The organism is Cupriavidus sp. FW305-3-2-15-C-LB2 (genome assembly GCF_058787575.1).
The window spans coordinates 75,076-96,211 of the sequence record NZ_JBYSZW010000003.1; the positions used below are offsets into that span (position 1 = coordinate 75,076).

At 59.2% G+C, this 21,136-nt stretch carries 18 protein-coding genes and 2 pseudogenes; 8 read left to right on the top strand and 12 right to left on the bottom strand.

Features of this window, described 5'->3' with window-relative positions:
* The first annotated feature begins 9 nt into the window (after positions 1–9).
* The 3 genes from glcF (at position 10) to AC3WRR_RS03980 (ending at position 2,674) form a co-directional block, all read left to right on the top strand.
* Entirely contained in the window at positions 10–1,269 is a 1,260-nt protein-coding gene (gene glcF, locus AC3WRR_RS03970; protein ID WP_043358198.1) for a glycolate oxidase subunit GlcF, read from the top strand.
* A 127-nt stretch (positions 1,270–1,396) separates the two neighbouring features.
* Positions 1,397–1,921 (top strand): gamma carbonic anhydrase family protein, encoded by a 525-nt coding sequence (locus tag AC3WRR_RS03975; protein ID WP_058698235.1) that lies wholly within the window; start codon positions 1,397–1,399, stop codon positions 1,919–1,921.
* A 387-nt stretch (positions 1,922–2,308) separates the two neighbouring features.
* Positions 2,309–2,674 carry a MarR family transcriptional regulator gene (locus tag AC3WRR_RS03980; RefSeq protein WP_224040759.1) on the top strand — a complete coding sequence of 122 codons (366 nt, stop codon included), beginning with the start codon at positions 2,309–2,311 and terminating at the stop codon, positions 2,672–2,674.
* A 257-nt stretch (positions 2,675–2,931) separates the two neighbouring features.
* On the opposite strand, the gene AC3WRR_RS03985 is transcribed toward AC3WRR_RS03980, so the two are convergent.
* From AC3WRR_RS03985 to AC3WRR_RS04005, 5 genes are all read right to left on the bottom strand, one after another.
* On the bottom strand, positions 2,932–4,359 hold the full coding sequence (locus tag AC3WRR_RS03985) for an NAD-dependent succinate-semialdehyde dehydrogenase (RefSeq protein WP_058698237.1): 1,428 nt from the start codon (positions 4,357–4,359) through the stop codon (positions 2,932–2,934).
* Positions 4,360–4,421: 62 nt separating this feature from the next.
* Positions 4,422–5,390: a Bug family tripartite tricarboxylate transporter substrate binding protein gene (locus AC3WRR_RS03990; RefSeq protein ID WP_043355327.1), complete on the bottom strand. Its 969-nt coding sequence runs from the start codon at positions 5,388–5,390 to the stop codon at positions 4,422–4,424.
* Positions 5,391–5,421: 31 nt separating this feature from the next.
* Positions 5,422–6,618, bottom strand: a complete 1,197-nt coding sequence (locus AC3WRR_RS03995; protein WP_058698238.1) for an NAD(P)/FAD-dependent oxidoreductase — start codon at positions 6,616–6,618, stop codon at positions 5,422–5,424.
* The gene (locus tag AC3WRR_RS04000) at positions 6,618–6,815 is read right to left on the bottom strand and encodes a ferredoxin (RefSeq protein WP_043355325.1); all 198 of its coding nucleotides are present in this window, start codon (positions 6,813–6,815) and stop codon (positions 6,618–6,620) included. The genes AC3WRR_RS03995 and AC3WRR_RS04000 overlap by 1 nt, the downstream gene beginning before the upstream one ends.
* Positions 6,816–6,838: 23 nt before the next feature.
* Positions 6,839–8,128, bottom strand: coding sequence for a cytochrome P450 (locus tag AC3WRR_RS04005; protein ID WP_196765234.1), 1,290 nt, complete (start codon positions 8,126–8,128; stop codon positions 6,839–6,841).
* A 1,035-nt stretch (positions 8,129–9,163) separates the two neighbouring features.
* Between AC3WRR_RS04005 and AC3WRR_RS04010 the strand changes: the two genes are divergently transcribed.
* The 3 genes from AC3WRR_RS04010 to AC3WRR_RS04020 all read left to right on the top strand — a co-directional run bounded on the left by AC3WRR_RS04010 (position 9,164) and on the right by AC3WRR_RS04020 (position 12,824).
* On the top strand, positions 9,164–10,540 hold the full coding sequence (locus tag AC3WRR_RS04010; protein WP_070940839.1) for an MFS transporter: 1,377 nt from the start codon (positions 9,164–9,166) through the stop codon (positions 10,538–10,540).
* A complete protein-coding gene (locus AC3WRR_RS04015; protein ID WP_199414553.1) occupies positions 10,533–12,158 on the top strand; it encodes a GMC family oxidoreductase in 1,626 nt (541 codons plus the stop codon). The genes AC3WRR_RS04010 and AC3WRR_RS04015 overlap by 8 nt, the downstream gene beginning before the upstream one ends.
* A 327-nt stretch (positions 12,159–12,485) precedes the next feature.
* Complete coding sequence (locus AC3WRR_RS04020; protein WP_052495067.1) at positions 12,486–12,824, top strand: EthD domain-containing protein; 339 nt, start codon at positions 12,486–12,488, stop codon at positions 12,822–12,824.
* Between the two features lie 230 nt (positions 12,825–13,054).
* On the opposite strand, the gene AC3WRR_RS04025 is transcribed toward AC3WRR_RS04020, so the two are convergent.
* Positions 13,055–14,053: an AraC family transcriptional regulator gene (locus AC3WRR_RS04025; protein WP_116318641.1), complete on the bottom strand. Its 999-nt coding sequence runs from the start codon at positions 14,051–14,053 to the stop codon at positions 13,055–13,057.
* A gap of 124 nt (positions 14,054–14,177) precedes the next feature.
* Here AC3WRR_RS04025 and AC3WRR_RS04030 point away from each other — a divergent pair, with 124 nt between their 5' ends.
* The gene (locus AC3WRR_RS04030; RefSeq protein WP_334223343.1) at positions 14,178–15,134 is read left to right on the top strand and encodes a sterol desaturase family protein; all 957 of its coding nucleotides are present in this window, start codon (positions 14,178–14,180) and stop codon (positions 15,132–15,134) included.
* A gap of 10 nt (positions 15,135–15,144) precedes the next feature.
* A complete protein-coding gene (locus tag AC3WRR_RS04035) occupies positions 15,145–15,552 on the top strand; it encodes a DUF4345 domain-containing protein (RefSeq protein ID WP_058698241.1) in 408 nt (135 codons plus the stop codon).
* A 502-nt stretch (positions 15,553–16,054) separates the two neighbouring features.
* On the opposite strand, the gene tnpC is transcribed toward AC3WRR_RS04035, so the two are convergent.
* The 6 genes and pseudogenes from tnpC to AC3WRR_RS04065 all read right to left on the bottom strand — a co-directional run.
* Entirely contained in the window at positions 16,055–17,653 is a 1,599-nt protein-coding gene (tnpC, locus tag AC3WRR_RS04040; RefSeq protein WP_058698262.1) for an IS66 family transposase, read from the bottom strand.
* Positions 17,654–17,723: 70 nt separating this feature from the next.
* Entirely contained in the window at positions 17,724–18,062 is a 339-nt protein-coding gene (gene tnpB, locus AC3WRR_RS04045; protein ID WP_058698242.1) for an IS66 family insertion sequence element accessory protein TnpB, read from the bottom strand.
* Between the two features lie 140 nt (positions 18,063–18,202).
* Positions 18,203–18,463, bottom strand: coding sequence for an IS66-like element accessory protein TnpA (gene tnpA / locus AC3WRR_RS04050; protein WP_233528040.1), 261 nt, complete (start codon positions 18,461–18,463; stop codon positions 18,203–18,205).
* Positions 18,464–18,670: 207 nt separating this feature from the next.
* Positions 18,671–18,869 (bottom strand): annotated as a pseudogene (locus AC3WRR_RS04055) (tyrosine-type recombinase/integrase); the annotation flags it as partial.
* A 27-nt stretch (positions 18,870–18,896) separates the two neighbouring features.
* Complete coding sequence (locus AC3WRR_RS04060) at positions 18,897–19,697, bottom strand: SDR family oxidoreductase (RefSeq protein ID WP_058698243.1); 801 nt, start codon at positions 19,695–19,697, stop codon at positions 18,897–18,899.
* A gap of 166 nt (positions 19,698–19,863) precedes the next feature.
* Positions 19,864–20,937: pseudogene (locus AC3WRR_RS04065) on the bottom strand (tyrosine-type recombinase/integrase); the annotation flags it as partial.
* Positions 20,938–21,136 lie beyond the last annotated feature (199 nt).

Consider the following 21,136-nt stretch of genomic DNA (forward strand, 5'->3'; position numbering starts at 1 on the left):
GGGCTCCATATGCAGACAAAACTAAGTCATGAGTTTGCCAACACTCCAGAAGGGGCGGAGGCCGAAGAGATTCTGCGCAAGTGCGTGCATTGCGGCTTTTGTACGGCAACGTGTCCGACTTACCTGCTTCTGGGCGATGAACGTAACGGACCCCGGGGACGCATCTACTTGATGAAGCAGTTGCTTGAGGGGGAAGAGGTCACAGCAAGCACCCAACAGAATCTAGACCGCTGCTTGACGTGCCGGAACTGTGAAAGCACCTGTCCCAGCGGTGTCGAGTACGGCAAGCTAGTTCACATTGGGCGGAAGCTAGTCGATGAGCGAATTCCTCGTCCGCCAAAAGACCGCGCGGTGCGTTGGCTGCTGCGTGAGGGGCTAACTTCGCCATTGTTCTTGCCGGCCATGAAGATTGGCCGAATGGTTCGGCCGCTACTTCCTTCCAAGCTCGCCAACAAGCTTACGCCGAGCAGACCTGCGGGTCAGCGCCCAACGCGCCGCCACGCCAGGAAAGTGCTCATGCTCGAAGGTTGTGTGCAGCCGGCGATGATGCCGAACATCAATTCTGCGACCGCGCGGGTACTCGATGCAGCCGACTTTCAGGTTGTAAGTGTTCCTCGAGCCGGTTGCTGTGGCGCGATCCGGCTGCACACCGGAGATCACAAGGGCGGCCTCGATGATATGCGCAGAAACATCGACGCCTGGTGGCCGGCGATTTCCAGCGGTGAAGTCGAGGCAATTGTCATGAACGCGTCCGGCTGCGGCGCGACCGTGAAGGACTACGCCGACTTGCTAAAGCATGACGCGGAGTACGCCGAGAAGGCAGCTCGGGTTAGCGAGTTGACCCGCGACCTGAGCGAATTGCTTCCTGAACTTCTGCCAAGACTGCGCGGCAAAGTCAAAGCGTGCGACAAGCCGGCCTTGGCGTTCCATCCGCCGTGCACGCTGCAACACGGCCAGAAGCTGCGGGGAGTGGTGGAGGAGCATCTGGGACAGTTGGGCTTTTCCGTTCATCGTGCCAGCGTGGAGAGTCACCTTTGTTGCGGCTCAGCCGGCACCTACTCCGTTCTGCAGCCCGAAATTTCACTCCAGCTCAGAGACCGCAAGATCGAGCATCTGAGCGAGAAGCAACCTGACTGCATCGTGTCCGCGAACATCGGTTGCATCCAGCATTTGCAAAGTGGAACGCCCACGCCAGTAAAGCACTGGATCGAGGTACTGGATGATGCAATCGAGCCGGCAGTCCAACCAGAGGAACAAGTATTTATCTAGCGGCAGGGCAAGAAACGGCGTCGAAGTCGGCACGGGCTGCGAGAGCGGCCCATGCAGTAGTGTTTCGCCTCCTGCAAGTAACGCGGTCGGCGAAAAGTTAGTCACATCAAGATAAGAGGAGCATTTTGTGGCGATCTATCGAATTGGAGAGAAAGAACCGACAATTCATCCGAGCTCGTATGTATCCGAGCATGCGGTAATCATCGGCGACGTGGAAATCGCCGAAGACGTGTCCATCTGGCCCGGCGCTGTGATCCGCGGCGACAATGAAAAGATCACGATTAGGCGAGGCGTGAACGTCCAGGAGGGGGCTGTGTTGCACACCGATCCTGGCTTTCCCGTCGAGGTAGGCGAGATGGTCTCCATTGGACACCAGGCGATGCTTCACGGTTGCAAGGTCGGAGCACGTAGTCTGGTCGGCATTCAGGCTGTGATCCTGAATGGATCCGAACTCGGACAACAATGCCTCGTGGGGGCCGGATCCTTGATCGGCGAGCGCAAGAACTTCCCGGCAGGAAGCTTGGTCATGGGCACACCTGCAAAGCAGGTACGTGAACTAACGGAGGAAGTCAAAGCTGCGATCGAGAAGAACGCTGACGACTACATTAACAAGGCGAAGACGTACAAGAAGGACCTGGTCAAGCTGAGTTAGCAAGCTCCGCGCGTCGGCGGATCAAGCGTCGACGCCTTGAGACGAGAGCGCCAGCCAGCGCCTCGTCTCGTCATCCCTCTCCATCAAGATTGGTGCTCCGGCCATCGCGAACGAACGCGACAAGGCCCGGCCTTGAGTTGCTACCCGGCCACAGGCACAGAACCCCTTCACGCGCCGCCGCTGTCTGCGTGGTCGCTACCCTCACCAGTCGGACCATATCGACTCGGTGCCTCCAGGTACTTCGCGCGATCATTCTTCACTGAATCGTTATATCATCTGCTCAGTGATTGCCCCCTTTTTGTAGACATGACAGAACCTACGGTTGAAATGCTTGCGGACGAACTTAGACCCCGCTTGATGCGGATCGTTGTAGCGCTGCGGCGGGAAATGAGAGCGGCGCACGTGCCCCCCGCGCAGAGCGCTGTTCTTAGTGCATTGCTCGTAAGAGGGCCGATGCGAGTTAGCGATCTGGCCAGGAATGAAGGCGTCAGATTGCCTACGATGACGCAGATTGTCGGGCGGATGGTCGACGCCGAGTTAATCGCGCGCTCCGCACCCGTCGGCTCGTACAACAACATGATTCAGATTACTGATGAAGGCCGGGCTGTGGCCGGCAAATTGGCCGCACAGCGGACGGCGGCACTGGGCAAGCGCATGGAGGGATTGACGCCCGAGGAGTTGCAGACGGTGATCGCGATGTTCCCCATCATCGATAAGATGTTCAAAAGAGAACCGTGGCTGGACCACGAGTAATACCAACGAAATCTTCCTGGAAGACGACACGATTCGAGAAGGCTTATCGCTAGCCGGCCGCGCTTGCGCTGCAACTGCGGAGCCATGCAGGGAGTTGTCAGAGTCGCCGAGAGCAACCGCATCGCCCAATATGGGCCGCACTGCCGCGACCTATACGCTAATAAAAAAGGCGCCTAACACTCACTTAGGCGCCAAAACCTGACTGGGAACGTAGCTTCGGGGGAAAGGGCGACGTATCGCCCTTTGCGGCCCCCGATCTACACTTGAGTTACAAATTTCGTGACGAGATAGCCGTCGAACGTCTCGGTCCCACCCTCACTCCCGATACCGCTATCTTTAATGCCTCCAAACGGTGTTTCGGCGAGAGCGCTTCCAAAGTGGTTGATGTTGACCATGCCGGCCTCAAGGCGGGTAGAGACAGCATGCGCTGTCTTCGCTGACTCGGTAAACACGTAAGACGACAGGCCGTAAGTCAGTTTGTTCGCCCGTGCCAGCACCTCATCCAGATCGTCGAATGCTACAACCGGGGCGACAGGGCCGAATGGCTCGCAAGTCATGAGCATGGAGTCGTCTGAAATGTCTATAACGACGCTGGGCGCGAAGAAATGTCCTGTGTCGCTGCACCTGGTCCCTCCCACGACAACCTTTCCGCCGCGCGCTTTGGAGTCGGCAATCAACCCTTCCATTGCAGCAACACGGCGTTGGTTTGCGAGCGGTCCCATCTGTGTCGAGCTGTCTATACCGTTGCCGACCCGCACTGCGCCAATGACGTCCGTAAAACGCCTGAGGAACCTATCGTAAGCCCCGCGCTGGACGAAGAAGCGGGAGGGCGAGACGCATACCTGACCAGCGTTTCGCAGCTTGTAGTTTGCAAGCATCTCGGCGGCGGTATCGACATCCGCATCGTCGAAGACGATTGCAGGGGAGTGACCACCAAGCTCCATAGTGATTCGCTTCATATGGAATCCTGCGAGAGCTGCTAGTTGTTTGCCAACAGCAGTGGACCCCGTAAAGGAGATCTTCTGGACCAGCGGAGATGCAATGAGGTGTGCTGACACCTCCGCCGGGACGCCAAATACAATGTTTAAGCAACCAGGAGGAAGGCCCGCATCATGGAACAGTTGAGCGATCGCCAGCACGGCACTCGGCGTCTCTTCTGGTCCCTTCAGAATGATCGTACAGCCTGCGCCAAGCGCGGCAGAGATTTTCCGGATCGCCTGATTGAAGGGAAAATTCCAAGGGGTGAAGGCTGCGCAGACTCCGACCGGCTGACGTAGCACGAGCTGGCGGACGTTAGGGTTGCGGCTGGGGATCACGCGGCCGTAGATCCGCCGAGCCTCTTCTGCATGCCAGTCCGCATGCTCTGCACAAACCGTTACTTCGCCCACGGCTTCGTGCAGAGGCTTCCCCTGGTCAATGGTCATGTTGCGGCCGATTTCCGGCGCCCTTTGACGGGCGAGCTCCGCAACTTTACGCAAGATTGCACTGCGTTCCAAAGGCGATGAGTCGCGCCACGTCAGGAAAGCTCGATGAGCCGCCTCGACGGCGGTGTCGAGGTCCTCGCGGGTGGCGAGCGGCAGTCGCCCAACGACCTCCTCCGTCGCAGGGTTGACTACGTCCTGGTGTCGCCGGCCTTCAATGCCGAGAAATTCGCCATTGATGTAAAGGGATAATTCTGGATACACAGCGTGTACTCCAATGACTAAGAGGTTAGCTACGAAATTCTGTGCTTGTGACGGAGGTCGATCTATTCGAGCTTAAAATCACCGACCTTAATTACTGCATCAATGCTCTTCTTGCGCTGCTTAAGGTAGCCCTCGAAATCCTCCGGGGACTGCGTAATGACTTCCATTCCAGTGCCTTGCATCCGCGTGCGAAGCTCGCCGTTCTTCAAAATCGTAGCGACATCGCTCTGCATTTTTTTGATTGCGTTCTGGGGCATCTTGGCAGGCGCATACAGGGCGATGGTTCCCGTAAGCTGGACGTCAATCCCCGCTTCCTTGAATGTAGGGACGTTTGGCAGCATAGGCGAGCGTTCTGGCGTCGACACGGCAAAGGCCTTCACTTTTCCAGCCTTAACGAGTTGCGCGATCGGTGCCATATCGATCATGAGCATATCGATCTCGCCTGAAACGATAGCGGGGACACTTTGCCCAGCACTCTTGTAGCCGACTGGGGTCATCTTTACCCCGGTCTTTTGCGCGAACTCCTCCATACCGACACGCATGCCCAAGTTGGCCCATCCGTACGTGAACTTCCCGTTGGCCGCACGAGCTGCCTTAATGAGGTCAGCGAGGTTGTTGTATGGCGCGGAAGCCGGGGTCACCACAACGAGTGGGGTTGCGGCTAGCCCGCTCACAAGGGTGAGTTCCTTGGTGGGATCGACAGCAACAGTGGGGCGCAAGTTTGCGTCGATGATCAACGTGGACGGGGGCATGACCAGAAGGATCGAACCGTCCGGTTCAGCTCGCGCGACAGCCTTGCTGGCGATCGCCCCGTTTGCGCCTGGCCGATTTTCGACGATTACGGGCCGATTCCAGATTTTTGCCAGCTCTTCGCCAACTGCGCGTGCAACTACGTCGGTGCCACCGCCCGGTCCGTAGCCAACAAAGAGCCGGACCGGCAACGGGCCAGATTGCTGGGCGTACAGGATGGAGGGCAGGGCCAGGGAGCAGAGTAGGACTGCTCTGCGGATAGCCGAAGCGGGTTTTGTCATGTTGTCTCCTCTTTTATTATGAAATACAGCCTTAACCTGCTACCGCAGCTGGAGCGTGGCTCTTCGTCCACTCCTCCTTCAACGGCTTGATGTGCTCACGCGCTTTTCTACTGGCGTTCCAACTAAGAACGCCCATCAAAACGTCTCCCTGGTAGTAGCGAAAGATGCAGGAGTCGTCTTTCAGTTGATCCCCTTCGACAACTTCAACGGTGTATTGAGGGCCGATGCGTCCGTAGCTGTGGATTTGGACCTGGTACTGATCCGACCAGAAGAACGGCAGCGGAGCGTATTCAACGCGAGAGCCGAGCATGTTCTTTGCCGCGGCCATCGCCTGTTCGCTTGCATTCGTCCGGTGTTCAATACGCATGTGCTCGCCGTAGCCTTTGTGAAACCACTCTGCAGCATCGCCGGCGGCATATACGTTCGGGGCTGCTTCACAGTATTCATTGCAGACTACGCCGCTGCGGATGTTTAATCCGCTGCACCACTGCACGCTGGGAACTGCGCCGATAGCCACAACAATTACGTCGCAAGCAATCACAACCCCAGTGTCCAAGCGGACTTCGGTAATGGTGCGGTCACGCCATTTCACCTCCCTGAGTTCGCAGTCGTTGTGGAAAACCACGCCGTTGGCTTCATGGAGTTTTTCGATCCGCTTCCCAACGATATCCCCGACTCGCGCCCCGAGAGGAACTTTCGACTTGTCGATGACGGTCACCTCACAGCCGCTGGTCTTTGCAATCGCCGCTAACTCTGTGCCGATGAAGCCCGCGCCGACTACTAGTACCCGCTTTCCGGCAGTCAGATGTTCCCGAATCGCCAGCGCGTCGTTTAAGTTGCGCAGGCTGTAGCAGTTCGCCGCCTGGCTGAGGTTGGGAATCACTCGAGCGTCCGCGCCCGTGGCGATCAGCAAGCGATCATATTGAAGTGTGGAGCCGTTGCTGAGTTGCAGTGAACTGGCGTCCGTATCGAGGCCGGTGGCCGATGTCCCGTCCAGGTAGTGCAGGTTCAGCGCCTTCATGCCGTCTTCGGACACAAGGTTGAGCGCCTCTACCGGACATTCTCCTGCCATCAGCCGCTTTGAAAGAGGAGGGCGGTCATAGGGCATGCCGCCTTCCTTTCCAATCAGCGTGAGCCGCCCTCCCCAGCCCTGTGCGCGCAGCGCTCGTGCTGCCGTGATGCCGGCGGCCGAGGCGCCGGCAACGACGATGTGCTCGGGGGAGTTCATCACTGATCCTCGTGAATCTCGATGGCGAGCGCTGGGCAGATGCCAGCCGCCAGGCGTGCTGATTCGAATTGGTCAGCCGACGGCTCTGCGTTCAAGAGAATGACGATGCCATTGTCCTTTTGGTCGAACAGATCCGGCGCGTTGACGACACATTGACCAGAACCGCAGCACTTTTCGGGGTAGATTGTGATTTTCATGATGCTTCTCATTTAAGTCGGGATTACCAGCGAACAGGGAGTTCCTTGACGCCATACATGAGTGAATCGCCCTTGAACTCAAGGCTTTCCACGGGAACAGCAAGCTCGAGGTTCGGAAACCGCTCCAGCAAGGCGGTGAACATGATCTGCATTTCGAGCCGTGCGAGGGGTTGACCGATGCACTGATGCGGGCCGTATCCGAACGAGACCTGCGTCCTTGAATCTCGGCGAAGGTCGAACACATTCGGATCTTCAAATTTCGAGCTGTCGCGATTGGCCGAGACACTCAGCACTACAACGGGGTCGCCCGCCTGGATCATTTGTCCGTTCACGACAATGTCCTCGGTCGCGACACGACGCTTTCCTGAATGTGTGACATCCAGATAGCGCAGAATTTCTTCCACCGCATTTGGAACGAGGCTTGTGTCTTGTCGAAGCTCATTCCAGATATCCGGTCGTTGCAGGAGGAAAAGCACTCCCATTGCGGTCGTATTCGCCGTGGTCTCGTGGCCGGCAATCAGCAAGAGCCTTGCAAGGGAAACAACGTCCGTTTCGGTGATATCGCCCTTTCGTACGTGATTGACGATGAGGCGGCTGAGGATATCTTCCCCGGGGTTCTCCGATCTCTTCGCCACCAGGCCCTTCAGGTACACCTCGCACAACTCATGATTTGCGGCGATGGCCTCCTCAAGCGTCGCACTACTCGACGTCAGGACCATCGCCAGTTCCTGAAAGAAGTCATGGTCTTCGTACGGAACGCCAAGCAACTCTGAGATCGCCAATGCCGGCGTAGCCAACGTAAAGGCGCTAACCAGGTCGGAGGGTTGAGGCTTTGTTGCGAAGTCGTCCAGCAGCTTGTCTACGATCGCCTGAATCCGCGGGCGAAGGGCCTCGATTTTGCGGATCGAGAATTCACCTGTCAGCATGCGCCGATGCTCTGCATGCTTGGGTGCATCCATGGTGATGAAGGTCCGGTTACTACCCCGGGCAACTTTCATTGCAGCACTGACAGTGGGATAGCCGGGATTCGTAATGTCAGAACTAAAGCGAGGGTCAGACAGGACCGAGCGGACGTCGTCATAGCGCGTAATCAGCCAGGCGATCTTTCCGTCCCAGAGCCTAGCTTGCCCCAAGCCGCTTCCTTGCTGCATCTGGAAGTACACCGGCGGCGGCGACAAAGGATCGACCCGTTCGGGCGGAAAGTCGGGGATGCCGCTGTCCCCGCCAGCGTGCATCGGACACGTGGACTGCGCAGGTGAGGCCGCGTGAAACGGGCAGCCAGTCGACTGCGTGGGGGTTTGGGGGGCGGTCATGAATATGTCTCCGATGGGAAATTGTGAGTACATATTAGGTAGCCTACCTACTATGTGCAAAAGGGGTTTACCCTAATCGGTGCAGAGGATTGACCTCGCGTCACAAATCTCGAGCGGGACCAGGGGTGGGAGAGGAGGGCGTGGCTAGACTGGGGGAGCCCAGTTGGCCTGAAGGCGGGCGACCGCCGATTTCAGTGGTCAAGATATGCCGCCGGTGACCCACTGGGTATGCGCGAGGACTGTTTGCCTTCTGGTTGTTATAGCTCGTCCCAGGGTAGATATGCGGTCCGGCCGGGCTGGCTGACGACAGAGGTCGGTACCGAGTGAGGCGCGGCCGGAGGCCCGCTTGGGACCTGCTGGAGGCCACCTTTGACGCCGGGACCTTCCGTGAGGTCGGGATCGCAGGGCTTCGGTTCTTACCTATGCATAGGCGTGAAAAAACACCCGCATGGACGTGGGGTTAGAAGTGTGCGATCGCCACCACTCGCTGACCAAGGGGGCAGCCTCACGACGCGTTGTTAAAGAGGCGCGGGGGGACAGTGAAGCCGGTGCAAGAAGGCAAGCGAGAAAGCCGAAGCGACCTCGCTTTGGCAGCCTACAAATCAAATAAATAGGCTCCAGCTCTCCCCTAACTCGGCACTGAGGTACTCGAACATCGACATGAATCGAAAGCGCTCCCATTGATTGAACGCCTCGCGTACCGCTGCCATCAGTGACATAGCTACCTCCGGGGTGATCGACTTTAGTTAGGGGGGCCACCGCAAGAAAAAAGCAGGTCTTTCAACACTCGTTCGCATCGGCGCATAGCCCATTCCACGATGCAATCGATTACATGGAGCATAGGTCGCCACGATGGTCTGTCAAGATAAAGTGTAAAAGTGCCATTTGCGGCTCAAAATCAGCCACCTGACTTCGTTGATGGGAGGGTAAACGCCTATTTGATTGTAATGGGTAGGCTACCTAATATTTACGACAAATAAGAGTAAGCGCGCTTCGGTTTTTCAAACATTGCTTATAGAAGTGGAGACAAAATCAATGCAACATCATCCCCGAAGAGGTTCGACCCCCACCCCCCAGCGGGTCCGGGATGTTCTCAAGCCGATCTCCGGTGCCGCCGTGGGAAACATGCTGGAGTGGTTTGACTACTCGTTGTATGGCTATCTATCCGCCACCCTGGCGAAGGTGTTCTTCCCAAGCAGCGACCCGATCGTTAGCCTGATAGCGGCTTTCGCGGCATTCTCCGTCGCATTCGTTACCCGACCACTCGGCGCTCTGTTTTTTGGATCGCTGGGAGACCGGCTTGGACGGCGCGATACGCTCGCGATTGTCGTTGGTTTGATCAGCGTTTCGACGGTGTTGGTCGGTGTCCTACCGGGATACGAGGCGATTGGCATCGCCGCTCCTTTGCTGCTGGTAGCCCTACGCATGATTCAGGGATTTTCCGCGGGAGGCGAAGCAGGTGGAGCACTCGCATTCCTTGCCGAGTACGCCCCGACACGCCGGCGTGGCGTTGTGATCGGGTTCTTTGGTATGTCGGCTGGAATTGGTGCGTTGAGCGGATCCGGTCTTGTTCTGGCGATCACCAGCATTTTTGGTCAGACGGCAGTTGAGGCATGGGCCTGGCGATTGCCCTTCCTGATCGCTGGCCCGATTGGGTTGGGTGCGTTCTGGCTGCGGCTGCGCATCGAGGAAACACCGGCATTCCGGTTGCACTTGGAACGCGAGGGCGCGGCACAAGCACCATTGCGGGAGGCCCTTCGTGACGACTGGCGAAGCATTGTCAAATGTCTTGGCGTAGCGATCTCACACGGCATCCCTTACTACTTGATCCTGGCGTATCTCCCGTCATATCTCGTGTCAACTGGTCGGTTGAGTAGCGGGCAAGCTCTAGCGGCGTCCGGCCTGGCCTTTCTGGGTTCAGTGATTGTGATCCCATTCGCTGCAGCGCTATCCGACCGCGTGGGTCGACGACCCGTCGCCTTTACGGCGGCATTGGCATACCTCGTCGTTGCGCTTCCTTTGTTCCGGATCGTCGTGGGCTCGACACCAGAGGTGGTAATTGCCACGATGGCTAGCGTCGGTGTACTGATAGGGATGTATGGCAGCGCGCCGTTCTGCATGATGACGGAGCTGTTTCCGACACGCACACGCTACAGCGCCATGTCGATAGGCTACAACATGGCCATGGTGCTATTTGGCGGCACCGCTCCTTTAATCAGCGCTTCTCTGACGAAGCTGACCGGAAACCCTTCATCACCCGCCTATTTCATGATGGGAGGCGCGGTGTTGTCTATTTTTGCCATCTTGGCGTCTCCTGAAACGTCACGAGTACCGATTGACGAGCTCGGACAGTCGGACGAGCACATTCGCCGCGTGCGCATGGCGCTCAAGGCATCGGCTCGCGTTGAGTGATCTCCTGATTATGAAAACCGCTACATACGACTACATTGTTATCGGCGCCGGCTCGGCAGGGTGTGTTCTCGCTTCTCGGCTGAGTGAAGATCCCAGCGTCAAGGTACTGCTGATAGAGGCGGGCGCTCCCGCGTCATCCATCTTTGTTCAGATGCCGGCAGGGATCCGGGTTCTCTATAAGAGTCAAAAATTCAACTGGCGCTATTGGACGGAGCCCCAGACACAGCTGGACAATCGGAATATTTATATACCCCGGGGCAAGGTGGTGGGCGGTTCATCCTCGATCAATTCCATGATTGCTATCCGGGGGAACCGATCCGATTACGACAACTGGGCATCTCAGGGCCTGTCGGGCTGGGACTATGAATCCCTTCGTCCTTATTTTCGAAAGATTGAGGATGCATCACTGGTAACGAAGGCGAGGAATGACGATCGCGGGTACGCGGGTCCGATTCGCCTGTCATACGGCACGCAGCAAAACGCCATATCGACTTCGTTCATAGAGAGCGCAGTATCTGCCGGTATGCCCGAGAACAACGGATTCAATGGCGCGTCGCAGGTAGGCGCAGGATTCTACGAGCTTACGATTGCCGAGGGAAAGCGATCCGGCGCTTATCGTTACCTGGATCGAGCAGGTAACCGATCCAATCTGACATTAATGGCGAACTGTAAAGTCCGCAGGATTCTCCTTGCTGGAAAGCGAGCGCAAGGCGTAGTGATTGAGGATGGATGGGAGGAGGTGGAGCTTCGCGCGGACCGGGAAGTGATTCTGACAGCAGGAGCCATTGCCTCACCGCAACTCCTGATGCTGTCGGGGATCGGACCGGCCAAACATCTGCAGTCGATTGGTATCGCTCCCGTGGTCGATCTGCAAGGCGTCGGTGAGAACCTTCAGGACCATCTTGATTGCGCGATTCGCTTAGAAGCGTCGCAGCCCAATACGCTTACGCCCTATATCGGCCTGGTAAGAGGCGGAATGGCAGGAGCTCGCTATCTTCTTTCAGGAGGCGGGCCGGCTTCCTCTCAAGGCGTTGAGGCAGGAGCATTCTACAGCTCCGGCGGAAATCCGGATCTGCCTGAGTGGCAGGCCCATCTGATCATTGCGATGCGTAATCCACCGCCGAACGAAAAAGTTCCCCACGGATTTGCAGTCCGCGTATGCCAGCTGCGTCCAAAAAGTAGAGGCGTGCTGCGACTGCGTTCCTCAGATCCGTCCGCTTCTCCCCGAATCGACCCTCGCTTCCTCTCAGACGAGTCTGACCTGGAGAGTTTGGTGCGCGGCGTGGAACGCACGTGCGAGATTGTCGACCAGCCGGCGCTCCGGAAGTACATCAAACGAAGGCTCGACATCGATGCTTTCTCCACCGGTGCAGCCCGTAAGGCATGGATACGCTCGCATGCGGAAACCATCTATCACCCGGTTGGCACGTGTCGCATGGGAGTCGACGACAACGCTGTTGTTGATGAGGAGTTGAAAGTTCGCGGGGTTGAGAATTTGAGAGTAATTGATGGATCTGTGATGCCCACGATCATCAGTGGGAACACGAACCTTCCCATTATGGCCATGGCAGAGAAGGCCGCAGACTTGATACGAAATTCACGCACATCCGCTCGTTGAAGTTTTCGGAGAACTCTGTTCACTGGCGATTGGAGCTTGCTCCGTCGCCTTCTTCCCGGTTGTCCCCTTACACGGGGACGAAAGGTTGCAGCATAGATTTCCCAGCATCGAACGGGAACGTCTACGGGCTTGCGTCGTTTGATGGAAGCGTTGGGCCACACCCTTTCTCTCAAGCGCCGAAACCGCCGGAATGCCAAAGCGCGGGTTCCAGCAAAGAGGACCACGTGAACAAGGGACTCGCCAGTCAACACATACCCATCACGGGCGCGTCACAGGGCATCGGCCGCTGGACATTCCCTGTACTTCAATAACCTTAAGGAGATAAGAATGGTCAAGTTCACCTATTTGGTACTCACGAACGCGGTTCCGGGGCGTGAAGAAGAGTTCAATCGCTGGTATACCGAGCAGCACCTTCCAGACGTGTTGCGTGTACCGGGCGTGGTGAGTGCACAGCGCTTCAGTCGCACGGAGCAGCAGCGAAAAGCGGGGCCTCATCCGTGGCAGTACCTGGCACTCTATAACTGCGAAGCCGCTGACCCGCAGGTCGTCACAGATGGGATCCAGGCTCGCGTCAACACAGCGGAGATGCAAATGAGTGACACGGTAGGCGATGTCAAATATGGTTGCTATTTCGAGCCAATCACCGAGGTGATTCGCAGTAAGTAGACGGCATGGAAGTACCTGCTTTCCCGTCGTCTCAAAGATGAGTCGGGTAGAAGCTCAACAGCTTCTCCGCCACGTGAGGCGACGGGCCAGGGCGGGTCGCTTACTCCGCCGTAGCGGCGATGGAAGGCCATGCAACCCGGTGCGAGAGCTTGGGACTTGGGCCCAGGAGGCCAGCCTAAAACCTTCAGCGCTGCAATCACATGGGCGACTGCGTTGTTGCCCGTAGCGGATCACGCATCCATTTCGCGGCGCCAGGCTTGCGGGCTCTGCGATGTCCATCTCCGGAATGCGCGAGTAAATGCACTGTGCTCCGAGTACCCAAGTATCCAGGCCACCTCAGCGAGCGAAAGCCGTGGATCTTTTAGGTAATTCTCTGCAATCCGGCGTCTCGTGTCGTCACGTAGCTCGCGAAATTTCAGACCCAGTTTGTCGAGTCGCCGCTGCAACGTGCGGGGGGTCATGTGCATGGAGGAAGCCACTGTTTCAAGGCTCACTTCGCCTTGACGCGCGAGCCCGGCTACCGCTTGCCTGATGGCATGTTCCATGTCATCCATCTTCGGCATGGCACCCAACACAGCCTGTACCTGAAGCTCCATGATTCGCAGTAGCGCTTCATCAGGTTGACGCAGAGGCGCCTGCAAAAGGTCGGCGGGGAAGCGCAGACTCGTCTCCGGTTGGTCGAACTTCACCGGGCAGCCGAAGTATGCAAGATAAGGGGTGGTGTCTTGAGGTGTTGCGTTAACAAAGCACACCTCCTCCAGCCTCACATCACCATCTGTCATGGCTCGCGTGAAACGGGTCATCGCAGCCAAGGCCGTTTCGTCAACGAGCGGCCCCGTTGGTTCCGTCGAACGGGGCCACGTCATCACGACGGACTTACCTTCGGTTCTTAGCTCCGCCGGCGTTACGTTTGCAACCACACGGTCGTACTGTTGCCAGCGTTGCAAGACAGCCCCGACGTCAGGGCAAGCCCCAAGTGCGTATCCAAGCACGCCGAGATGCGCAGGCGCAATGCGCTGGCCAACGTGCAATCCGAGGAGCGGATCATTGCAAACCTCGGCGGCACGCTCAAGCAAACGCCGCCAGTGATCGAGCGCGTAGAGTCGCACTTCCTGGCAATTAGGGCTGGATTCCCCCAGCACATGCACGGCATCCAGCCCTTGGTCCTGCAAGTAGTCGAAAAGCAGGTTCACGTAGGTGCTGGCGTAGTAAGCGGTGGGCGCGGACATGGGATGACAATGAACAATGTCGCGAAGTGTCAAGAAAGTGTCGAGGACTGTCAATGCGGAGGGTCACCAGTTTGATCAAACTGTCGGCAAGCCAAGCGAACAGGAGTCTAAATTGCCGTCCGATATGATGAACTGGCTGCATTCCATATTTGGGAAGTCCGTGGATTGGAAGCAGGCGTTCATGCTCAGCATGGTTCCTCTCTTCATCATTGCATTCAGTCTCGAGACCCTGATCAATCGAAGGCGTAGAGCCGAATCGACACTGAACTGGAAGGAGGTGTGGGCGAACATCGCATTGGGCACCACTTACCAGATCATGGAGCCCCTGGGAGTGGCTCTTGTGACAGGATCCATCTATGCGTGGGTATATTCAAAACGTTTGTTTGATATCCCGGTGGACGGTTGGACCATTCTCCCAATCATTCTGTCGGTCGAGTTCTGCTACTACTGGTTTCATCGCGCCAGCCATCGAATCCGCTGGTTTTGGGCGGCGCACGTCGTTCATCATACCGGCGAGAGCATGAACTTCACTACGGCGGCACGACAATCGATGCTCAATGTGGTCGCTGGGAGTTTCATCTTTTTCCTTCCTCCCGTGCTCCTCGGTGTGCCGCCGGCCGCAGTCGCACTCATCCTGGCCGTGAATCTGTCCTATCAGTATTTCATTCATACCGAACTGATCCGCCGCCTTCCTGGCTGGATTGAGTACATCTTCAATACACCGTCCCATCACCGTGCCCATCATGGCCGAAACGACCAATATATCGACAAGAACTACGGTGGCATGTTGATCATTTTCGATCGCATGTTTGGCACTTTCGAAGAAGAACGGGAGACGGTGCAATACGGCATCACCCAACAGATTAAGTCCTACAATATCCTGGTGCTGAATCTCCACGAGTTTGTCGACATGTGGCGTGACGTGATGTCACCGGGGCCCGTGTGGCAGCGACTGCAACACCTGTGGCGGCCGCCGGAATGGGTGCGCCGTGGTCATGAACCCATCCACACATGGACGGTGGACAGGAACGAGCCGACCGGCAGTGAGTCGACACCCACTCCGTCAACATCCGCTACCTGAGAGCCAACTCATGCATCGCCTCTCTCAAATATACCTGGCCGTTTCGGCACTGGCTTTCCTGCTAATTGGCTTGCATACGTTTCACGACCCCGTTACGGCAATGGCGGGCCTCGATATGCAACCCCATTCGGTGAATGCCTTCAATGAGATCCGTGCCAACTACGGTGGCATGCATCTCGGTATCAGTCTGTTGCTGGCCCTGGGTCTACTCTCGAAGGCGTGGCGAAAGCCCGCGATGTGGATCAACGTCGTGTTCACCAGCGGCCTGGTGCTCGGGCGGCTGGTCAGCATTTCCGCTGACGGTTGGCCAAATGATCTCGTTCGAATGTTGCTTGGAATCGAAGCAGCAGCGGCATTGACCGGCCTAGCGCTGTTGTGCTTCCTCAACAAACATGATGCGCGCTCTTCCATGAGATGAGCGCTCACTTTGAGCGCCCGCGACGCGTGGACATGAGGTCATCGTTCACCCAGTCCTATCAAGTTAAACTCGCACCGATCAACCTCCACCTGTCCTGATACCGGTCTTGCGGACAACGCGCGAGATATCCGCATTGACGGGCTTCACCGCTTTCTAAGCATCCTTTCATCGCGACGGGTCCGACGCAGCGAAGAGAACGCTAGCTCTCCCGAGAGCAGTCAAGGTGTTGGGGCCTGGCCCCAGTAGAGACTACGGAGGTCGCGTCCAGGACCGTAGTGTTCGGTCTCTTCTGGAGTCTTTCGATGCCGTGTCTGCACAGCGCTTTTTTGACGGCTGCCCGGCGGTCCTTACACGCGTGGGCTGGTCGAGGCAAATCGAGACGAATCGCAATGACAAGCGGGCGCCGGCATCCGGGCGCTGGAGTACCTGCTGTAAAAGCGACTCTATGACCCCAGTCCTATTGGGTCAGATCCGCACTTGTCGCGTGATTGAGCAGACGCGCTCAGCGTGCGGGACGCCAGTTGTGGGGAAGCAGCTCGTCGATGCGGCTGTTCAGATGGGTGGGCAGGCGGGTCAGCACATCGGTGATGTAGGCCCATGGATCGTGCCCTTGCAGCCTGGCTGATTGCACCAGGCTCATCACGACCGCGGCGCGCTGACCGGCCAGTTCGCTGCCAGCGAACAACCACGAGCGCCTTCCTAGGGCCCAGGGGCGGATCAGATTTTCTAGGCTGTTGTTGTCCACACTGACCTCTCCATCGAGGAGGTGGTGCGTCAGCGTCGGCCAGTTCTTGAGGCTGTAGTCGAGCGCCTTGGCTGTGATGCTGCCCTCAGGCACACGTGACCGCTCCAGTTGCAGCCAGGCATGCAGTTGCTCCCACAGCGGCTTGGCGTCGCTGTGCCTCCTGGCCTGACGTTGCTCGCTGCTCAGCGTGGCGAGCTCGCGCTCAAGACGGTAGATCTGCGCGATGCGACGCAGCGCCTCTGGGGCGACCGTGCTGTTGCCCTGGTTCCGCAGCAGTTCGTCGTACCGACGTCGGGCATGAGCAAGACATCCCGCCGCTACGCGACCGGGGCTGGCTTGCAACACGCTGTCATAGGCAGCGTATTCGTCGCGCACCAAGGTACCTTGCCAACATCGCTCGTTGCGGTCTTCGCTAGCACCTCCCAGGAAGGCAATCGGGTACTGCGCGCCTCGGCCAATACAGAAGTCGTAGATCACGCCAGGCAGTGGATCGAAGGCGCCGCGCGAGTAGGCCCAGACGTACGCTCGCTTGGTCTTGCCGGCTCCCGGGTCGAGCAATGCCACCGGCGTCTCGTCGGCGTGCAGCCCCCTTGCTGCAAGTACGAAGCGCTTGTGCGCTTCATAGAGCGGTTCAAGCGCCGCACCAGCACGCCCGGACCAGGCAGCCAGTGTTGAGCGCGGCGTGTGTACGCCCGAACGGGCGTTGATCGTCTCCTGCCGGTAGTAAGGCCGATGGTCGACGAAGCGGCTGATCAGCGTGTGCGCCACCAGCCCGGCTGCAGGCAGCCCACCGTCGATGATCTGGGGTTCGACGGGTTCCTGCACCAGGCGTTGGCAGCAGCGGCAGGCCCACTTGCCATAGATGTGGCGGTGCACGAAGAACTCCGCCGGCACGATATCCAGCTTCTCGCTGACGTCCTCACCCACGCGTACCATGGTCCGTCCACAGCCCGGTGTTGGGCAGTGAGTATCCTCGGGTTCGTGGTGATGCTCGACTCGGCGCAGGTGGGCCGGCAGTGGCTGGCGACGGGGCTTGCGCGTGGACCTGGTGTTGTCTTCAACAGAGGGCTCGCCCTTGGCCTGCTGTAACTGCGCTTGCAGACTGGCCTCGTCCTCGGCCAGGGACTCCTCGAACAGCCGGCGCTGCTCAGCGCTCATCGCCTCGGTCTTGGCCCCGAACTTCCAGGCCTTGAGTCGCGCCAGCTCGAAGGTGATCTTCTCGATCTTGACGTCCTTGAGCTTGATCTCGCGTTCCTGCTGCTGAATGTGTGCGAGCATCTGCTGCGCCAATGCCAGCACGTCCTCGGGCGCGAGGTCCTGAAGGCCTTGATCTTGTAGTTGGCGCAGGTTCAGCATGGAGCCATCGTGCCAGCCACCGGGCACTACCACCATCCGGATTTATGCTGTCAACGCGCCGTGATCATCCTCATATCCGCGTAATGGCGCGCAGGTCCTCCAGGCGCTGCCAAGGCAGGCCGAGGACCAGGGCGTCGAACTGCGCCTGCGTCAGTTGTGCGCCGGTGGCGCCGGCCTGTACCGCAGGCCAGACAAATCGTCCCTGGTTGAGGCGGCGAGCGGCGCACCACACGCCAAAGCCGTCATGTATCAATAGCTTGACGCGGGTGTGGCGGGCGTTCGCAAACAGGTAGGCGTGATGAGACTGGGCTGCGCCGAAGACCTGTACCACGCGCGCCAGCAGCCGCTCGGTGCCGGCACGCATGTCGATGGGCTCGACGGCCAACCACAGCGCGTCGATGCGGATCATCGCAGCCAGTCCCGAAGCAGTTGGGCACATTGCTGTGCCGCTGACAGAGGCCAGTGCACAACCAGCGTGCCGCCTGGGCGCTGGATCTCGATGCGGATGGCGTCGGGAGCTACCGGAGCTGGCGTCTCGCATGGGACCGCCTAGGCCGGCTGCATGGTTGGTGTCAAAGGCTGAACATGCAGTGGAATAAACGCACGGCCCTCGCGCTGCGTTGCCCGCATCTGGCGTTCACGTTCCTCTCTGACCCATCTGTGCACCATGTTCGGGTGCAGCCCATGGCTGAGCGCCACGCCGGCTACCGATGCCCCAGGCTGGCGAGCTTGCTCCAGTACCGTCGCCTTGAACTCGGCGCTGTACTCTCTGCGGCGCGGCCGCTCGATAGTTGTCGACACTCGATCCATCGTCCCCACGATCCTCCATCGTGGGGACGATGCAGGATCCCGTGGATCGATTCAAGGCGGAAGAACTGGACGCTTACCCCTCATGTTCCGTAAGCAGCTCTTATAAAATGCAATTAATCGCCTTGATGCGACCAAAAACTTGAACGGAAGCTTGTATCAATGGGATGGCGCCGAAATTTCACGATGGTGAAGGTTCGGCGCAGGCTGCTATTTCTTGCTGCCCCAGCCGATCCGATGCCGCTCCTGAGTAGCTTCATGCCGCGCATCCTCTTCGCTGTGCAAGTAGCCGCTCGTCGTCGGCTGTGCCCAAAGTTGTCGCGCGCAGCCAGTGCGCTGAGGCGCTGGCCAGCACCGCGGCTTGCGGTTCCCATCCCGGCGCGCGCCCCCGCACGCGCTGCGCGGCCATGCGCCCCTACGCGATAGGCTGGCAACCTCAGACTACCATCGGCGTGGTAGCGCCATCGATCGACAGGATGGAGCCCGAAATATAGCTGGCCCGTGGCGAGGCGAGGAACAGCACAGCGTCCGCCACCTCTTCCGGCGTGGCCAGGCGGCCCAGGCCGGTGCGCGCGTTGGCGCGCGCCAGCGCCTGCTCCACTGTCATGCCGCCGATGCGCGCATCCACTTCCATGCCCTGCTGCAAGCGCTCGGTATGCGTAGCCGACGGATTGACCGCGTTGACGCGCACACCCTGCTTGCCGTAGGCATTGGCCAGTCCGGCGCTGGCCAGCATCAATGCAGCGTTAGCTGCGCCACCCGCCAGGTGGGCGGGGTTGGCCATCTTGCCACCCATGCCCACGATGTTGACGATGGCGCCGCGCCCTTGCTGCGCCATGCGCTTGACCACCGGGTCAATCACATTGATGTAGCTGAAGTACTTGGCGGTCATGGCTTCCTGCCACAGTTGTGGGGTCAGCTCGTCCGGCGGCCGGCGCTTGGCCGCGCCGGCCGAGGTCACCAGAATGTCGATGCCGCCAAGTCCTGCCACCGCTTCTTCCACCGCGCGTGCGGCCTCGGCGATATGGGTCAGATCGGCGGATACCGCGACCACGTCCTTGGCAAATTCGCCCTGGCCTTCGGCCAGCTTGGCGCAGGCCTTCGCCAAGTTTTCTGCGCTGCGCGAAACGATGGCCACGCGCGCGCCCTCACGCAGAAAGCCGACCGCGCAAGCGAGGCCGATGCCGCGGCTGCCGCCGGTGATGAGCACCCGTTGATTGCGGAGTTCGAGATCCATGATGGTGTGCCTTGGCTGGTGGGGAGTGCGGGCGTCGTTCGACAAATGGCGCATCCCCATGTGTGGCGGGCCGGTTGCAACGCCGGTGAGATGATAGGGGGTGATCATAGCGCGCCTGTTGGTGCCCACTATAGTTTCATGATGGTGAAATAATTTCCACGGGCGTCTACCTCTTGCTGCCCCAGCCGATCCGATGCCGCTCCTGCGTGGCTTGATGGCGAGCATCCTCCTCGCTGTGCAGATAGCCGCTCGTCGTCGACAGCGAGCTGTGCCCGAAGTTGTCGCGCACAAAGCGCAGGTCGACCTGTTGGTCGGTCATGTGCGAGCCGGCGGTGTGGCGCAGCCAGTGCGCCGAGGCACTGGCCAGCACCGCGGCTTGCGCCTCCCATTCCGGCCCGCGCGCACGCAGGCGCGCCGCGGCCATGCCGAACACCTCTTTCAGGATCAGGTGCAGCGCGCCGCGTGACAGCGGTTTCTCGCTGCCCGCTTTTCCAATCACCGGCAGCACCAGCGGACGCGTCTCCCCGAACTGCGGGGTAGGCGGCAATTCGTGGGCGCGGCGGTAGCGCGCCAACTCGGCAATCAACTCGTCGGTCGCCGGCACCAGCCGGGTCTTGTTGCCCTTGCCGGTGACCTCCAGCCACCAGCGCTCGATGCCCTGGGCATCGCGCCGGCAGAAGAACGCGCCCATGGGGGTGGCCGTCAGCTCGGCGGCGCGCAAGCCGCCCAGATAAAGCACCGTCAGCACCCAGCGGCAACGGGCCGCGTGCAGGCGTTCCCGCGCCGTCTCGGCCGGCATTGCTGCGACCGTGTTTTTGACCACCTCCCACAGGTCGTGGCTCAGATAGCGGGTGATGCGCGCCTGGGCGGGGGCGCGGCGGCGGCGGGCGAGGGCGAGCGGGTTGCCGGCCAGGTAGCCCGCCTCGGTCAGCCAGGCGAACAAGGCGTTCAGGATCACCAGCGCCTGGCGCACGCTGCCGGGCGACAGCGGCCCCGCAAACGGGCGCCAGTCCGGATGATTGCGCGCGAGCTTCTTGGTCCCGGTCAGCACCCAGCGCGCGGCCGGTTGCGGATCGGCGAGGAAGCGCTCGTAGGCAAGCAGGTCTTCATGGGTCAGCGAGGACAAGGGCTTGCCCAACTGAAGCACGGCCCACAGGATCAGCCGCTCCACCTCGCGGCGATACGTGGTGAGCGTCGCGGTGCTGTCTGCGTAGCGGGCAAGCCAGGCGGTCACCGCGGCATTTCCTCAGCGTCGCAGCACGACAAACGTTTCAACCATCGATCGAAATGCAGCACACTTCGCCGGTGCATGAGTCCGAGAAACTCCCGCGCGAGACTGCGGACCTCGCCCACCACGGGTTCGATCTTGCACAGCGCCTTCACGAACCGCTCGTGGTCCGCACTCTTTGGCTCCTCGATGGCGAGGTTCCTCCATCGTA

Bases quoted from the DNA above. Each gene is read 5' to 3' on its own strand.
- AC3WRR_RS03990 (WP_043355327.1), bottom strand. From the start codon at position 5,390: ATGACAAAACCCGCTTCGGCTATCCGCAGAGCAGTCCTACTCTGCTCC.
- AC3WRR_RS03980 (WP_224040759.1), top strand. From the start codon at position 2,309: ATGAGAGCGGCGCACGTGCCCCCCGCGCAGAGCGCTGTTCTTAGTGCA.
- AC3WRR_RS04035 (WP_058698241.1), top strand. From the start codon at position 15,145: ATGCATCGCCTCTCTCAAATATACCTGGCCGTTTCGGCACTGGCTTTC.
- AC3WRR_RS03995 (WP_058698238.1), bottom strand. From the start codon at position 6,618: ATGAACTCCCCCGAGCACATCGTCGTTGCCGGCGCCTCGGCCGCCGGC.
- AC3WRR_RS04000 (WP_043355325.1), bottom strand. From the start codon at position 6,815: ATGAAAATCACAATCTACCCCGAAAAGTGCTGCGGTTCTGGTCAATGT.
- AC3WRR_RS04010 (WP_070940839.1), top strand. From the start codon at position 9,164: ATGCAACATCATCCCCGAAGAGGTTCGACCCCCACCCCCCAGCGGGTC.
- AC3WRR_RS04025 (WP_116318641.1), bottom strand. From the start codon at position 14,053: ATGTCCGCGCCCACCGCTTACTACGCCAGCACCTACGTGAACCTGCTT.
- AC3WRR_RS04060 (WP_058698243.1), bottom strand. From the start codon at position 19,697: ATGGATCTCGAACTCCGCAATCAACGGGTGCTCATCACCGGCGGCAGC.
- tnpA (WP_233528040.1), bottom strand. From the start codon at position 18,463: ATGGATCGAGTGTCGACAACTATCGAGCGGCCGCGCCGCAGAGAGTAC.
- tnpB (WP_058698242.1), bottom strand. From the start codon at position 18,062: ATGATCCGCATCGACGCGCTGTGGTTGGCCGTCGAGCCCATCGACATG.
- AC3WRR_RS04020 (WP_052495067.1), top strand. From the start codon at position 12,486: ATGGTCAAGTTCACCTATTTGGTACTCACGAACGCGGTTCCGGGGCGT.
- AC3WRR_RS04005 (WP_196765234.1), bottom strand. From the start codon at position 8,128: ATGACCGCCCCCCAAACCCCCACGCAGTCGACTGGCTGCCCGTTTCAC.
- glcF (WP_043358198.1), top strand. From the start codon at position 10: ATGCAGACAAAACTAAGTCATGAGTTTGCCAACACTCCAGAAGGGGCG.
- AC3WRR_RS04030 (WP_334223343.1), top strand. From the start codon at position 14,178: ATGATGAACTGGCTGCATTCCATATTTGGGAAGTCCGTGGATTGGAAG.
- tnpC (WP_058698262.1), bottom strand. From the start codon at position 17,653: ATGCTGAACCTGCGCCAACTACAAGATCAAGGCCTTCAGGACCTCGCG.